Source organism: Christensenella minuta, assembly GCF_003628755.1.
Taxonomy (GTDB): domain Bacteria; phylum Bacillota; class Clostridia; order Christensenellales; family Christensenellaceae; genus Christensenella; species Christensenella minuta.
On sequence record NZ_CP029256.1, the window covers coordinates 77,808 to 92,925 of the forward strand.

Consider the following 15,118-nt stretch of genomic DNA (forward strand, 5'->3'; position numbering starts at 1 on the left):
ATCACCCGGCAAAAAGAAAGGCGCGGCACTTGAAAAAACTGCGCTAAACGTATAAAATAAACACCATATCATTAAGTATTAAAGTATGGAGGATCAGAGAATGGGAAAACCACTGGCATATAAGATTTTGAACGATCATCTCGTTTCGGGGGAAATGATTCCCGGAAGCGAAATTTCCATCCGCATTGATTATACCCTCACGCAGGATTCCACGGGCACGATGGCCTACCTGCAGTTTGAAGCGATGGGCATCGACCGCGTGAAGACGAAACGCTCGGTTGCGTACATCGACCACAACACCCTGCAAAGCGGCTTCGAGAACGCGGACGACCACAACTATATCATGAGCGTGGCGAAGAAGCACGGCATTTACGCTTCCCGCCCGGGGAACGGCATCTGCCACCAGGTAAACTTGGAACGCTTTGGGGTACCGGGGGCAACGCTTCTCGGCTCCGACAGCCATACGCCTACGGGCGGCGGCATCGGCATGATTGCCATCGGCGCGGGCGGCCTCGACGTCGCTGTCGCTATGGGCGGCGGCGCATATTACCTCAATTGTCCGAAATTCGTCAATGTGGAGCTTAAGGGCAGGCTTCGGCCCGGCGTATCCGCAAAAGACGTGATCCTCGAAGTCCTGCGCGTGATGAGCGTGAAGGGCGGCGTGGGCAAGATTATTGAATATACCGGCGAAGGCGTCAAGACGCTTTCCGTTCCGGAACGCGCGACCATCACCAATATGGGCGCCGAACTCGGCGCAACCACGTCCATCTTCCCGAGCGACGAAGTGACGAGGGAATTCCTTGCGGCACAGGGCCGCGAAGCGGACTTCACGCCTCTTGCGGCGGATGCGGATGCGGAATACGACGAACATATCGTGATCGACCTTTCAGCGCTTACGCCGATGGCGGCGATGCCGCACAGTCCGGATAATGTGAAGACCATCGAAGAGATCGGCAAGATCAAGGTAGACCAGGTGTGCATCGGCAGCTGCACCAACGCCTCCTACCGCGATCTGATGCGCGTGGCGGCGATCCTCAAAGGAAAAACGGTGAATCCGCATACCAGCCTTACCATCTCGCCCGGCTCCAAGCAGGTCATGAATATGCTCGCCAAGAACGGTGCGCTCAGCAGTATGATCGACGCGGGCGCGCGTATCCTCGAATGCGCCTGCGGGCCGTGCATCGGCATGGGGCAGTCCCCGGCGACGGATGCGGTCTCGGTGCGCACCTTCAACCGCAATTTCTTCGGACGCAGCGGGACAAAGAGCGCAAGCGTATATCTTGTCAGTCCCGAGACGGCGGCGGTGACGGCAATCAACGGTTATCTTTCGGATGCTGCGGAGCTTCCGGACCTTTCCATCCTGGACGTGGAGATGCCGGAAAAATTTGATGTAAACGATAATATGATCGTTCCGCCCGCGGACCATGCCGGCGAGGTAGAGGTGATCCGCGGACCCAACATCAAGCCTTTCCCGAAACACGAACCTCTCGCGGAAGAGATCGAAGCGGAAGTGTTGCTGAAAATGGAGGATAATATCACCACGGACCATATTATGCCTTCCAATGCAAAGCTGCTCCCCTACCGTTCCAATATCCCGCATCTTGCGGACTATTGCCTCACGCCGGTGGACGAAACCTTCCCGGCGCGGGCAAAAGAGGCGGGAAAATCCATCCTCGTTGCGGGCCAGAATTACGGGCAGGGCTCCTCGCGCGAGCATGCCGCTCTTGCTCCGCTGTATCTTGGGGTCAAGGCGGTTATCGCTAAGAGCTTTGCGCGCATCCACATGGCAAACCTTATCAACAACGGTATTCTTCCGCTTACGTTTGCCGACGAAGCGGATTATGATAAGATCAGCCAGGGCGACATACTAAAGCTTACGCACGTCCGTGAAAATGTGGAAGGGAAAGACCGGTTCCGTGTGGAAGATGAGACGAAGGGAATCAGCGTCGAGGTCGTACTCGACGCATCCCCGCGCCTGCGCGATATGCTGCTCGCGGGCGGGCTTCTCAACTACACGAAAAATGCCGGCCAGGCATAAAAGAGGCGGCGGCAGGGGTGCGCAGGGCGCCCCGCCGTCCCTTCGTTTTTATTGACATTTACTTAAGATTAGAATATCATTATACTGTCTTAATTTTGCTTGATATGGGAATTGTATCTCTATTTAGCAAAGATTGTCAGAATAGATCCGTTTCATGAGCGGGAACGCGCAAGGTGAATTTCGCCGCAGGCGAAAGATTGCGAAGCATACCGGACGCAGCGAGTGTAGAAGGCGTCCTGGCGCGATATGAAACAACCTCTAGCAGGGGATCGTCGGGAAGGCGCATGAAATGTCCGGTTTGGCCGGGCCGCAGGCGGCAGGCAAATTGTGACAGTTCAGCGGTTCTTTTTCCCGGAGGGAAATAAGAACTTCAATATAGTTTTCCCGGAGCGCCATTTGGTGCGTTATGAGGTAGGAGGAATTATGAGTATACACATCATGGGAACGGGCAGCTATCTGCCCGAAAAAGTGATGACCAATGAGGACTTTGAAAAGATCATAGACACGTCGGACGAATGGATCACCAAACGGACGGGGATCAAGCGCCGGCATTATGTGGAAAACGGCATGTGGAACAAGGATATGTGCGTCATTGCGGCAAATATCGCAATGAAGGAAGCGGGGATCACGAAAGACGATCTCGGCGGTATCATCGTCGCGTCCGTCACGAATGAAATGGGCGTTCCATCCGTTGCCAGCCAGATTCAGCGGGAGCTTGAAATTCCGGAGGCGGTCTGTTTCGACGTTAATTCCGCGTGCACGGGCTTCATGTTTGCTTTAAAGGCGGCGGAAGGCCTGCTCCGGCCGGGCGGAAAACCGTTCCTTGTGTGCGGCAGCGAGACGCTTTCACGTTTTATGAACATGGAAGACCGCGCGAGCTGTATCCTTTTTGGAGACGGCGCGGGCGCTGTCGTCATCGAGTACGGCGCGGGCATGAAATATTTCGAGGTGTATTCCAAGCCGGATACGGATGGCCTCATCACGATTAACGGTATGAATACGCTTAAGGACGGGGTAGTTCAGCCGTCTTATGCGGCGCTCAAGGGGCGCGAGGTGTATGTCTTCGCGACGCGCGAGGCGGAACGCGTGATTCGTTTAGGACTCGAGGGCAGCGGGAAAACACCGGAAGAGATCGACTGGTTCCTGATGCACCAGTCCAATTACCGCATTACCAAAACGATCGCCCAGCGGCTCGGCATGCCGATGGATAAGTTCTATTCCAATATAGACGATACGTCCAATACATCAGCTGCCAGCATTCCGATCGCGCTCGACCAGATGAATAAAAAGGGAATGCTCAAAAAGGGCGATAAGCTTGTCATCGCGGGCTTTGGCGGGGGGCTTTCCTCCGGGTGCGCGGTCTATGAATGGTAACAACGCGAAAGCGTAACACAAAAAATAAATTGTTTTCTTATGGAGGAAAATGAAATGATCTACGAAAAGATTGCCGAAATTATCAGCGACAAAATGGACATTGACGCAGACGAAATCACAATGGATTCCACGTTCGAGAGCCTTAAAATAGACTCGCTCGATATGGTCGAAATCGTGATGGATATCGAAGAAGAGTTCGACGTTTCCGTTGAGGATGCAGAGAACCTGAAAAGCGTCGCAGACCTTGTCAAATATATTGAGGACAACAAATAAGAATGAGATAAACGGATAAAGGGCGGACGCAAAATTTGATTTTGCGTCTGTCTGCTATCTTTTGGAGGAATGTGACTTTGGGTAAATTAGCGGTGCTCTTTGCGGGGCAGGGAGCACAAAAAACCGGAATGGGCAAGAGCCTGTACGACAACGTCCCGGCCGCGCGCGATATCTTTGACCGGGCCGAAGCGGTATGCCCGGGGATCGCGGAGCTGTGCTTTGCGGGCGGCCAGGACGAGCTCAACCAGACCATCAATACGCAGCCGGCTGTGTTCACGGTAGACTTTGCCGCATGGGCGGCGCTTGCTGCCGCCGGGATACGGGCGGATATGGGAGCGGGCTTCTCCCTGGGGGAATATGCCGCAGTTGCCGCGGCGGGCGTGCTTCCGTTCGAAGAAGCGCTGAGCCTTGTGCTCCTGCGTGCGGAATGGATGCAGGAAGCGGCGGAAAACCATAGCGGCGCGATGGCGGCCGTTCTCGGCAAGACTGCGAACGAGGCAGAACAGCTTGCGGCGCAGCTGCGGGAAGGCGGCGTGCTCCTGCCTGTGAATTACAACTGCCCGGGACAAACGGTCGTGGCGGGCGATACGGGCCGGATCGAAGCGATGATGGCCTACTGCAAAGAGAATAAGATAAAATGTATGAAGCTCCCCGTGAACGGGGCGTTTCATTCGCCGCACATGCAGCAGGCGGCGCAGAATATCTATGAAGAGATCGCAGGAATGGACTTTGCCGCGCCGCAGTTCACGCTGTACGCGAACCGGACGGGCAAACCCTACGGTCCCGCTGATATGAAAACGGTCATGGCGGAGCAAACCGCGCATCCGGTGCTGTTCGAGCAGTCCGTCCGTTCGATGCTTGAAGCGGGTGCGGATACCTTCGTAGAGGTAGGCCCGGGCAAGACCCTTGCGGGCTTTGTGTCACGCATCAGCAAGGAAGCGGAGACATACAACATCAATGATTTTGAATCTTACGAAAAAACGGTGGACGCGCTGAAAGCGCGGTAGCTGTTTGCGTACCGATAGATACGGGAGGAATAAAATATGAGCACAGCACTTATTACAGGCGCTTCACGCGGCATCGGCAAGGAGCTTGCCCTGCGCCTCGCGGAAGAAGGATATGATATCGTGGTCAACTACCTGTTCGAGGAGGAAGACTACGCGGGAACGGTCGCGGAAATCGAGAAAAAGGGTGTAAAAGCCGTTGCGATCAAAGCGGACGTAAGCAAATTCAATGAAGTGGAAACGATGATGAAAGAGACGGTGGAGACCTTCGGCGCCATCGACGTGCTTGTCAACAACGCGGGCATTACCCGCGACGGCCTTCTTGCCCGTATGAAGGAAGAGGACTTTGACGCGGTCCTGAGCGTCAACCTCAAAAGCGTGTTCAATTGCTGCCGCCATGCGGTGCCTTATATGATGAAGCAGAAACATGGCAGGATCATCAGCATGACTTCCGTGGTCGGGCTGTCCGGCCAGGGAGGACAGACGAATTATTCTGCTTCCAAAGCGGGAATCATCGGCTTTACAAAATCCCTCGCCAAGGAAATTGGCTCGAGAAACATCACCGTCAATGCGGTTGCCCCGGGCTTTGTGGAAACGCCCATGACGGACGCAATGCCCGAAAAAGCACGCGCAGACGTGCTCGGGAGCATTCCACTTCGCCGCGGCGGTACGGTCCAGGATATTGCGGATGCGGTCGCGTTCCTCGCGAGCGACCAGGCGTCCTATATCACGGGGCATGTGCTGTCGGTGAATGGCGGCATGTATATGTGACCTGTCTGCGTTGGCAGCAGGCGGATATCGTGATCCATTAAATAGACTTGAAAGGAACCTTTTATGGGAAGACGGGTAGTTGTAACGGGCCTCGGAATCCTTTCCCCAAACGGGAACTCGGTCCAAGAGGCATGGGAAAACACAAAAAACGGCGTGAACGGCATCGGGCCGCTGACCAAGGCGGGCGCGGAAGGTCTGCCTGTTCATTTTGCGGGAGAGCTGAAGAACCTCGATGTGCTCGACCATCTGGAAAAGAAAGAGGCACGCCGCCTCGATGAGTATGCGCAGTTTGGCGTGATCGCGGGCGATCAGGCAATGGCGGACGCGGGCTTTGAAATCGGCCAAGAGATTCCTTACGACCCGTACCGTTTTGGGGTTTTGGTCGGCAGCGGAATCGGTGGCCTCGATACGATGGAAAAGGAAGTAACCAAGCTCAACGAAAAGGGCTTTAAGCGCGTCAATCCGCTGCTCATTCCCATGATGATCGGCAACATGGCGTCCGGACAGCTTGCCATCAAACATAAGCTGCATGGATACAATACGACGATCACGACGGCCTGCGCATCGGGGACTCATTCCATCGGCGATGCATACAGGATGATCCGGGACGGCTACATGGATGCGATGCTTGCGGGCGGCTCGGAGTCGCCGATCAAGATGCTGGCGATCTCGGGTTTTCTTGGCCTGCACGCGGTCACGACGACGGAAGAATTGGACCGCGCCTCCATTCCGTTCGATGCGGAACGCAGCGGCTTTGTCATTGCGGAAGGGGCCGGCGTAATCGTATTGGAAGAATATGAAGCGGCAAAGAAGCGCGGCGCCCGTATTTATGCCGAAATCGGCGGATACGGCGCGACAAGCGACGCATACCATATGACGGCTCCGGAGCCATCCGGAGCGGCGCTTGCAAAAGCAATGCAGTTTGCGCTGGATGAGGCCCATCTGAAACCGTCGGAAATTTCCTATATCAATGCGCATGGAACGTCGACGGAACTCAACGATAAGACAGAGACGATGTCGATCAAGAGCGTATTTGGAGAGGAAGCGTACAAGGTGGCGATTTCCTCTACAAAATCCATGACCGGCCATGCGCTCGGGGCAGTTGGCGGCATTGAAGCGGTATATACGGTCAAAGCGATAGAAGAGGGGTTTATCCCACCGACCATCAATTACAAGGTTCCCGATCCGGAATGTGACCTTGACTATACGCCAAACACAGGCAGGAAGATGGATATCCAGGCTGCGCTTTCCGATTCGCTTGGCTTTGGCGGGCACAACGCAGTGCTTTTGTTCAAAAAAGCGGAATAAATGTTAGATAGGAGATAGAAACAGTGGATTTAAAATCGATACTGGAATTGCTGAAGGCCGTGGACGAAACAAGCCTCAATAAATTTGAACTTGAAGACGGCGATTTCGCTGTAAAAATGGAACGCGGGACGGGTGAATCTAAAACAGTTTATGTGACGGCGCCCCCGCAGATTTCCGCACAGATCGGCTCCGCTCCGGTGGCCGCGCCTGCGGAAGCTCCGGCAGCGGCAGTTCCCGCCGCGCCTGCGGAGGAACCGGCGCCAGCGGCAAGCAAGGGCAAGGAGATCACTTCGCCCCTCGTAGGGGTATTCCACAGCCTTTCCGAAGGGAAGGCCGTAAAGATCGGCGATAAGCTCAAAAAGGGCGATATCGTGTGCATGGTGGAAGCGATGAAGCTGATGAACGAGATTACCATGCCCGAGGACGGCGAGATCACATGGGTCGCATGTGAAGAAGGCGGCAGCGTAGAATACGGGCAATTACTGTACAATTACGTGTAATAGTCCATATAGTACAGCAGTTTTTTGCAAGAAGGAGCTTATATGGTTTTGAATCAGGAAGAAATCAAGCAAATTATTCCGCACCGCGATCCGTTCCTGTTTCTGGACGAGGTGCTTGAATGTGAAGTGGCAAAACGCACCAAAGCGGTGTGGCGCATCCGGGAAGACCTGTTTTGCTTCAGGGGGCATTTCCCCGGCAACCCGATCCTTCCAGGCGTGCTCATCACGGAAGCGCTCGCACAGGCAGGCGCGGTGGCGATTTTGCAGGATGAAAAATACAAAGGGCGCCTCGCGGTGTTCGGCGGGATCGACGGCGTGCGGTTCCGCGGCATGGTGAAGCCGGGCGACGACCTTGTTCTGGAAACGGAGATACTCCGCCTGTCTTCGATGGGCGGCAAGGGCAAGGTCCGGGCGGCGGTGGACGGAAAAACGGTGTGCGAGGGTGAAATCCTGTTTGTGCTTGTAAAACAGGATTAAGCGGACCGGGCCGGGGCTGCGGCGATGCCGCCTGCGGGCTGGTTTCCCGGGAGCGTATGAGGCAGTCTTCGGCCGACCTCTGCAGGCGCCGTATGTAAAGGAGAAACATTCGATGATAAACAAGGTTTTAATTGCTAATCGCGGCGAAATCGCCGTGCGTATCATACGCGCATGCCGCGAGATGGGGATAGAAACCGTTGCGGTATATTCGACAGCGGACGCAAATGCGCTCCATACGCAGCTTGCGGATGAAGCGCTGTGCATCGGTCCGCCTGCGCCCAAGGACAGCTACCTGAGCGCGTACAACATTTTATCCGCCGCAAGCATATCCGGCGCGGACGCCATCCATCCGGGTTATGGCTTCCTGTCGGAAAATTCAAAATTCGTACGCATGTGCAATAAGAGCAATGTCGTCTTTATCGGCCCGGACGCGGAAGCGATGGAAAAAATGGGCGATAAGCTGATGGCACGGAAGATCATGACCGAGGCAAAGGTCCCGATCATCCCCGGCTCGCTCGAGGCGCTCAAGAACGCGAAGGATGCGAAGAAGATCGCGAAAAAGGTCGGCTATCCCGTCATGATAAAAGCCGCAAGCGGCGGCGGCGGGCGCGGCATCCGCAAGGTAGACCGTGAAGAAGATATCGAAGAGGCGATGAGCGCAGCCTATAAGGAAGCGCTGGGCGCGTTTGGAGACGGTACGCTGTATATGGAAAAGTGCATCATGGACGCGCGCCATATCGAGGTGCAGATCCTGTGCGACAATTACGGCGAGGCGGTCTATCTCTACGAGCGCGAGTGCTCCCTGCAAAGAAGAAACCAGAAGGTCATGGAGGAAGCGCCCAGCGTAGCGTTCGGCGCGGATAAACGAGCTGAGATCGGGCAGGCGGCTGTGCGCGCGGCAAAAGCGTCCGGTTATAAAAATGCGGGCACGATCGAATTTTTATACGACGAAGCTTCCGGGAATTATTATTTCATGGAACTCAACGCGCGCGTGCAGGTCGAGCATCCGGTCACAGAGATGATTACTGGCATCGACATTGTGCGCGAACAGATTCTGGTTGCAAACGGGGGCAAGCTTTCCTATACGCAGGAGGATATCCCGCTGATGGGGCACGCGATCGAATGCCGCATCAACGCGGAAGACCCGATGAAAAATTTCATGCCGTCCATCGGCACCATCGAAGCGCTTCACCTCCCGGGGGGGCCGGGCGTGCGCTTTGATACGGCAATGTATACGGGGTACAAAATCCCGCCGACTTATGATAGTATGATAGGAAAGCTCATCGTCCACGCGCCGACGCGCGCGCGGGCTATGGCGAAAATGCGCGCCGCCCTGACGGAGCTCGTTGTGGACGGGGTGGAGACCAACGCGGACTTCCAGCTCGACCTCCTGAACAACGAGGACGTAATGGAGGGAAGGCTCGATACGGGTCTTGTCGGGCGCATTATGGAGGAAAAATAACAGATGGGTCTATTTTCTAAAAAGCGCAAGGACATCACCCTGCGCGTATACCGTACCAACCAGCAGGCCCAGATGCCTGCGGAGGAACCGGAAACGATACCGGAACCGTTGGTTGCGCACGATGAAGAACAAGTCGAGGGCATGTGGGAAAAATGTCCTGAATGCGGCAGCGTGATTTATACGGACGACCTCATTGCCAACCTTAACGTATGCACGAGCTGTAACTACCATTTCCGCCTGTCCGCCCGCCAGCGGATCATGTATACGGCGGACGAGGGAACGTTTGAGGAAAGCAATGAAAACCTTATCGGGACGAATCCGCTGGATTTCCCCGGGTACGACAGTAAGATTCGCAAGATCCGCGGCTATACCAATGAAAAAGAAGCGGTCATTACCGGCAAATGCCGGATCGGCGGCGAACCGGCGGTTATTGCCGTCATGGACGGCTTTTTTATGATGGGTTCTATGGGCGCGGCGGTCGGCGAAAAAATTACCCTCGCTATTGAACAAGCCGCAGACGAAAAGCTGCCGTTCATTGCATTCACGGTATCCGGCGGCGCGCGCATGCAGGAAGGCCTCATATCCCTCATGCAAATGAGCAAGACGAGCGCGGCGCTCGGCAGGCTCGATGAAGCGGGGCTGCCGTATTTTGCCGTCCTTACCGACCCGACTACGGGCGGCGTAACCGCAAGCTTTGCGATGCTTGGCGACGTGACGGTCGCTGAGCCAAGCGCGACCATCGGCTTTGCGGGACGGCGCGTGATCGAGCAGACGGTCAAACAAACGCTTCCGCCCACGTTCCAGACGGCGGAATTCCAGCTCGAAAAGGGTTTTGTGGATATGATCGTTCCGCGCGGGGAACTGAAGGATACGCTGGCAAGGCTTTTGAAACTACATAAAGGAGGCGGCGCGAAATGAGTGAGAAACGTTCGGCATGGGACATCGTACAGATAGCGCGCGATCCCAAAAGGATTACCTCCCAATACATCATCAACAATATTTTTACGGATTTCCTGGAAATGCACGGTGATAAGCTGTTTGCGGACGATGCGGCGGTTATCGGCGGAGTCGGTTTTTTGGAGGGGATTCCGGTCACAGTCATTGGGCAGGAAAAGGGCGTAGACCTTCGCGATAAGGTCAACCGCAATTTTGGCTGCTCTAACCCGGAAGGATACCGTAAATCCCTGCGGCTGATGCGGCAGGCGGAAAAATTTCACCGTCCGGTCATCTGCATTGTAGACACACAGGGCGCGTTCTGCGGGATCGGCGCGGAGGAACGCGGTGTGGCGGAATCCATCGCCCGCAACCTGATGGAGCTTTCACGGCTGAAAACGCCGGTTTTGAGTTTGTTTATCGGCGAAGGCGGAAGCGGCGGAGCGATCGCCCTGGCCGTGGCGGATAAGCGCGTGATGCTCGAAAACGCGCTGTATTCCATCCTTTCTCCCGAGGGCTTCTCCAGCATCCTGTGGAAGGATTCCTCGCGTGCGGCGGAGGCGGCAGAGCTGATGCGTATGACGGCCTCGGAGATCAGGGAAATGGGCCTTATAGACGATGTGCTTCCGGAACCGGAGGGCGGCGCGCAGGCGGGCGACGGCGGCGCGTTTGCGGGAGAAATCAAAAAATACCTTGTGAACAGCGTGAAAGAACTGATGGCGGAACCGCTCGAAACCCTGCTCGGGAAACGATATGCAAAGCTTCGGTCCTTTGGTCAGGATGCGGTCGTCGGAAAATAAGCGGATATAAAGACAGGAAGCGTATGCCTTCCTGTTTTTTTTGTGCAAAAACGGACTTATGGACTTCAGGCAGCCGGAACAGGCAGCTTTACGGGAAACCTTAATCCCGTCCATACCGCCTTTTGGCTCAGCTTCATGCGCCGCGGCAATGAAGGCGCGCGTTGGAAGCGTCTGTAACCAGCGCGGAGGCGGAAAGCGGATAAAAAATTTTCAATTTTACAAAAAAACTGAAAAAACTGAAAAAATGTATTGACAAGGATTAAATTTAACGTTAAACTTAAATCGAATACAAGATACCATTCAAACAGAACGTAGTTTACAAGAAATAATAAAATAACAAACCTGTAATTCTAAACTGAAAAAATATTTGTGAAACCAAAAGTACGCGCGCGGCAAGCCAAACGGGTGCGCAAAGCGGGAAAAATACTTTTTTTGATGCGGAAAACAGGAAAAGGAGGCCGGAAAACCGGTACCGCATATTACTTTTACAGCTCTGGCAACGGCAAAATATGCCGCGAGTCCAGCCGGAGCGCACTATGACAGAAGCTTCCAGGCAAGAAAAAATGCACAAAAACCTTAATGAATCGAGGCGTATTTAATACCAAATTAAGTATAACGATAAACTAAAGCTGTTTGAAGTCCTAAGAGGAGGGAAAGATGAGTGTTTTAGAATTTAGGAACGTATCCAAATCGTTCCCGGGAGTAAAGGCGCTGAGCGATATCAGCTTTGCAGTAGAAAAGCAGGAGGTCCACGTCCTGATCGGTGAAAACGGTGCCGGGAAATCGACGCTGATTAAAATTTTGACCGGCGTAAACAGCGCAGACCCGGGAAGCGAAATATGGATCGACGATAAAAGGGCGGAAATTAATTCCCCCGTGGATGCGCTGAGCCTTGGTATCGTTGCGATCTATCAGGATTTTTCCTTGTTTGACAACCTGAGCGTAGTGGAAAATATCGCGCTTGGACTGCAGGTAACACGGCAAAAAAAGGTGGTTGATTGGAAAGAAATGCGCAAAAAGGCGGAGCAGGCCATGAAGAAGGTGCGCCTGGAGGCGGACCCGGATGAATTGGTGGCAAATATTTCCGTTGCGAAGAAGCAGCTGGTGGCGATTGCCCGCGCCTTGGTCTACGATGTAAAAGTATTGATTATGGATGAACCGACCTCCTGTTTGTCCCAGGGAGAAGTGGAACAGCTGTTCGATATCGTGCGGGACTTGAAAGCAGACGGCGTCACGATTATTTTTGTCAGCCATAAAATGGAAGAAATTTTCGAGATCGGCGATCAGATCACCGTTCTGCGGGACGGCCAGTATATCAAAACGGCGGCGAAGGGCAACATTACGGTCGACGAACTGATCGAATTGATGGTGGGACGCAAGGTAACCTATGAAACTTATGAAAAGCGGAAAATGACGGAGCCTATCCTGCGGGTGGAGAACCTTTGCAAAAAGGCCAACTTCAAAGATATCAGCTTCGAACTGAATAAGGGAGAAATCCTTGGCGTGACGGGACTGGTCGGCGCCGGGCGGACAGAGATGGTGCAGGCGATTTTTGGCCTCAACAGGCCCGATTCCGGCGCAATCTACCTGCACGGAAAAAAGATAACGGTCCATTCGCCCGTTGACGCAATCAAGCATAAATTCGGCTATGTGCCTGAAAACCGCCTGACGGAAGGGCTGGTCCAGACGCAGAGCATCAAACGGAATTTAAACGTCGCGATCCTGGAAGAACTGAAAAACGGGATATTCCTGAGCAATACGGCGCGGAGTAAATCGGCTGCGAACTGGATGGAGAAATTGTCCATTAAGCCCGTCCTCCCCGATATGCCGGTGGGAAAGCTTTCCGGCGGAAACCAGCAGCGCGTGGTCATTGCAAAGTGGCTGGCGACAAATCCTGAAATACTGATTGTGGACGAACCGACGGCAGGGATCGATATCGGGGCGAAAGAAGAGATACACCGTCTGCTCCGGGAACTGTCGGACGGAGGAATGAGTATTATTGTGGTGAGTTCGGAGCTGCCGGAAGTCATTTCCATTTGCGACAGGATACTGATTATGAAAAACGGAAAGATCGTAGCGGAGATGGGCGACGGGGCAACGCAGGAAGAAATACTCAATAAAGCGGTTCTATAGTGGGGGAAGAAGCATGGAAAGAGTGCGTAACTTATTCAGGAAAAAAGAAGCGGGGATCATTACGATATTCATCATTGTGATGATTGTCATCACAATCGGGAATAACGCATTCCTCAATCCGGCCAATATCATGAACATATTGACCACCAATATCGTTATGGGGATTGCCGCGCTGGGAATGCTGCTCGTTATCATCACGGGTGGGATCGATGTGTCGATCGGCTGGGTTATCACGATCGTAACCGTTGTGATCGGCGAGTTTTCAACACAGGTGGGAGGAAACCTATTCGTCCTGATCCTGATCGCCTGCGCAACGGGCGCGGCGTTCGGGCTGGCAAACGGGATTTTGGTAGCCCACCTGAAATTACCGGCGATTGTGGCCACCCTGGGCACTATGAGCATCATCAACGGCCTGGTGCTGCTCATAACGAATGGGAAATATATCCGGGAACTGCCGGATTACATCTCCGGTTTGGGCCAGCAGTATTTATTCAAGATCGAACTGGCGGAAGGAGGCTTTTACGGCTTCCCGGCGATCTGGCTGTTCTGGATCGGCGCAATCGCCCTGACATGGTTCGTACTGCGCCACACGCTGATCGGCCGCGGGATCTATGCGGTAGGCGGAAACATAGAGTCGGCGGAAAGGGTCGGCTATCGTCCCAAACGGGTATTGACGTTCGCATATGTTTACACCGGAATTATGGCAGGTCTTGCGGCCGTCGTCCACACGGGTATTGTAAGGATCGTCGATCCGCTTGCGTTCAAGGGCTTTGAAATGCAGGTCATCGCGGCGGTCGTCGTCGGCGGCGCGAACGTGCTCGGCGGCTACGGCACGGTGCTTGGAACGACGGTAGGCGTAATTTTCATGGGCGTGATTAACAACGGCATGGTGTTGATGCATATCCCGACATTTTATCAGAAAATCGCAGTTGGCCTGATTATTTTGATCGCTGTTTCGATTGATGTCGTGCAGCAGACCATGAAGGAACGCAGGATGGTCAAAGTCGACATCAAGGATTGAGGAGGAACAGGAAATGAAAAAGTTAAAGGCAAAGTCGAGTGAAGTTTATGTGTTACTGGGGGTTTTGGCTGCGATCATCGTCCTGTTTGGGGCGGCGTCGGGCGGCGCGTTGTTCAGCGGCAACATTTTGCAGACCTTCGCGTTCCAGTTCCCCGAATTCGGGCTGCTCGCCCTTGGCATGATGGTGGCGATCCTGACAGGCGGCATCAACATGTCCCTTGTGTCCACGGCCGCGCTGGCCGGGATCCTCGGGGCAATGGTGCTCTCCAATCCCGCGCTTGATGAAGCGACGGCGATCACGATGGGAATTGCGGTGTGCGTAGGCAGCGCGTGCCTGATGGGGGCTTTGAACGGCGCGATCATCGCCTGCCTGAACGTGCCGCCGATGCTCGTTACGATCGGCACGATGACCCTGTTTGAAGGGATCAGCCTGAACCTGACGGAAGGCGGGGCGATCTCCGGTTTTCCGGAAACGTTTTTCCAGGTCGGCTCCGGCAGCGTGCTTGGAATCCCGATCCCGCTGCTGCTGTTCATTGCAATGGCGGTGCTGCTGTTCCTGCTGCTGGAGAAGACCCCCTGGGGAGAAAAGGTGTATATGCTGGGCAGCAACCCGAAGGTCACGCGCTATTCCGGCATTGATAATACGGCGGTGTTATTCAAGGTATATGTCCTGTCCGGGCTGATGTGCGGCCTGGCTGCGCTGATTATGATCTCCCGGTATAATTCGGCCAAGGTGGATTACGGCGCGTCATACCTGCTCCAGACGGTGTCCGCAGTCGTGCTTGGCGGCACAAGCATCAGCGGCGGCTACGGAAAAGTGGCGGGTACGGTGATCGCCATCCTGGTGATCCAGATGATCACAACGGGCTTCAACCTTCTGGGAATCAACAAGCTGTTCACCGATATCTGCGTGGGAGCTGTGCTCATTGCGGTGCTGGCGGCAAATTCGCTGAAAAGTTCTGGTAAATTGAATTTCTCAAAAAAGAGAAATCTTGCTTAATGGTATTCACCATAATAAAAGGGC

14 protein-coding genes are annotated in these 15,118 nt (G+C 54.3%); all 14 read left to right on the forward strand.

Annotated elements, in window-relative coordinates; translation table 11 throughout:
* Positions 1-100: 100 nt before the first annotated feature.
* The 14 genes from B1H56_RS00375 to B1H56_RS00445 all read left to right on the forward strand — a co-directional run bounded on the left by B1H56_RS00375 (position 101) and on the right by B1H56_RS00445 (position 15,094).
* On the forward strand, positions 101-2,038 hold the full coding sequence (locus tag B1H56_RS00375; protein ID WP_066523297.1) for an aconitate hydratase: 1,938 nt from the start codon (positions 101-103) through the stop codon (positions 2,036-2,038).
* 423 nt (positions 2,039-2,461) lie between these two features.
* Positions 2,462-3,412 (forward strand): 3-oxoacyl-ACP synthase III family protein, encoded by a 951-nt coding sequence (locus B1H56_RS00380; RefSeq protein WP_066523298.1) that lies wholly within the window; start codon positions 2,462-2,464, stop codon positions 3,410-3,412.
* Positions 3,413-3,466: 54 nt separating this feature from the next.
* A complete protein-coding gene (locus tag B1H56_RS00385) occupies positions 3,467-3,685 on the forward strand; it encodes an acyl carrier protein (RefSeq protein WP_066523299.1) in 219 nt (72 codons plus the stop codon).
* 77 nt (positions 3,686-3,762) lie between these two features.
* Positions 3,763-4,692, forward strand: a complete 930-nt coding sequence (locus tag B1H56_RS00390) for an ACP S-malonyltransferase (protein ID WP_066523300.1) — start codon at positions 3,763-3,765, stop codon at positions 4,690-4,692.
* A 36-nt stretch (positions 4,693-4,728) separates the two neighbouring features.
* The gene (fabG, locus tag B1H56_RS00395; protein ID WP_066523301.1) at positions 4,729-5,460 is read left to right on the forward strand and encodes a 3-oxoacyl-[acyl-carrier-protein] reductase; all 732 of its coding nucleotides are present in this window, start codon (positions 4,729-4,731) and stop codon (positions 5,458-5,460) included.
* Positions 5,461-5,523: 63 nt separating this feature from the next.
* Entirely contained in the window at positions 5,524-6,768 is a 1,245-nt protein-coding gene (fabF, locus tag B1H56_RS00400; protein ID WP_066523302.1) for a beta-ketoacyl-ACP synthase II, read from the forward strand.
* 23 nt (positions 6,769-6,791) lie between these two features.
* Complete coding sequence (locus B1H56_RS00405) at positions 6,792-7,268, forward strand: acetyl-CoA carboxylase biotin carboxyl carrier protein (RefSeq protein ID WP_066523303.1); 477 nt, start codon at positions 6,792-6,794, stop codon at positions 7,266-7,268.
* A 42-nt stretch (positions 7,269-7,310) separates the two neighbouring features.
* On the forward strand, positions 7,311-7,745 hold the full coding sequence (gene fabZ, locus B1H56_RS00410; RefSeq protein ID WP_066523304.1) for a 3-hydroxyacyl-ACP dehydratase FabZ: 435 nt from the start codon (positions 7,311-7,313) through the stop codon (positions 7,743-7,745).
* 112 nt (positions 7,746-7,857) lie between these two features.
* On the forward strand, positions 7,858-9,207 hold the full coding sequence (gene accC / locus B1H56_RS00415; RefSeq protein ID WP_066523305.1) for an acetyl-CoA carboxylase biotin carboxylase subunit: 1,350 nt from the start codon (positions 7,858-7,860) through the stop codon (positions 9,205-9,207).
* A gap of 3 nt (positions 9,208-9,210) precedes the next feature.
* On the forward strand, positions 9,211-10,125 hold the full coding sequence (gene accD, locus B1H56_RS00420; RefSeq protein ID WP_066523306.1) for an acetyl-CoA carboxylase, carboxyltransferase subunit beta: 915 nt from the start codon (positions 9,211-9,213) through the stop codon (positions 10,123-10,125).
* Entirely contained in the window at positions 10,122-10,940 is an 819-nt protein-coding gene (accA, locus tag B1H56_RS00425; RefSeq protein WP_066523307.1) for an acetyl-CoA carboxylase carboxyl transferase subunit alpha, read from the forward strand. The genes accD and accA overlap by 4 nt, the downstream gene beginning before the upstream one ends.
* A 657-nt stretch (positions 10,941-11,597) precedes the next feature.
* Entirely contained in the window at positions 11,598-13,073 is a 1,476-nt protein-coding gene (locus B1H56_RS00435) for a sugar ABC transporter ATP-binding protein (RefSeq protein WP_066523309.1), read from the forward strand.
* Positions 13,074-13,086: 13 nt separating this feature from the next.
* Positions 13,087-14,094: an ABC transporter permease gene (locus B1H56_RS00440; protein ID WP_066523310.1), complete on the forward strand. Its 1,008-nt coding sequence runs from the start codon at positions 13,087-13,089 to the stop codon at positions 14,092-14,094.
* Between the two features lie 13 nt (positions 14,095-14,107).
* The gene (locus tag B1H56_RS00445; protein WP_066523311.1) at positions 14,108-15,094 is read left to right on the forward strand and encodes an ABC transporter permease; all 987 of its coding nucleotides are present in this window, start codon (positions 14,108-14,110) and stop codon (positions 15,092-15,094) included.
* Positions 15,095-15,118 lie beyond the last annotated feature (24 nt).

Coding starts and splice junctions, on each gene's coding strand:
- B1H56_RS00375 (WP_066523297.1), top strand. CDS start 101: ATGGGAAAACCACTGGCATATAAGATTTTGAACGATCATCTCGTTTCG.
- B1H56_RS00380 (WP_066523298.1), top strand. CDS start 2,462: ATGAGTATACACATCATGGGAACGGGCAGCTATCTGCCCGAAAAAGTG.
- B1H56_RS00385 (WP_066523299.1), top strand. CDS start 3,467: ATGATCTACGAAAAGATTGCCGAAATTATCAGCGACAAAATGGACATT.
- fabG (WP_066523301.1), top strand. CDS start 4,729: ATGAGCACAGCACTTATTACAGGCGCTTCACGCGGCATCGGCAAGGAG.
- fabF (WP_066523302.1), top strand. CDS start 5,524: ATGGGAAGACGGGTAGTTGTAACGGGCCTCGGAATCCTTTCCCCAAAC.
- fabZ (WP_066523304.1), top strand. CDS start 7,311: ATGGTTTTGAATCAGGAAGAAATCAAGCAAATTATTCCGCACCGCGAT.
- accC (WP_066523305.1), top strand. CDS start 7,858: ATGATAAACAAGGTTTTAATTGCTAATCGCGGCGAAATCGCCGTGCGT.
- accD (WP_066523306.1), top strand. CDS start 9,211: ATGGGTCTATTTTCTAAAAAGCGCAAGGACATCACCCTGCGCGTATAC.
- accA (WP_066523307.1), top strand. CDS start 10,122: ATGAGTGAGAAACGTTCGGCATGGGACATCGTACAGATAGCGCGCGAT.
- B1H56_RS00435 (WP_066523309.1), top strand. CDS start 11,598: ATGAGTGTTTTAGAATTTAGGAACGTATCCAAATCGTTCCCGGGAGTA.
- B1H56_RS00440 (WP_066523310.1), top strand. CDS start 13,087: ATGGAAAGAGTGCGTAACTTATTCAGGAAAAAAGAAGCGGGGATCATT.
- B1H56_RS00445 (WP_066523311.1), top strand. CDS start 14,108: ATGAAAAAGTTAAAGGCAAAGTCGAGTGAAGTTTATGTGTTACTGGGG.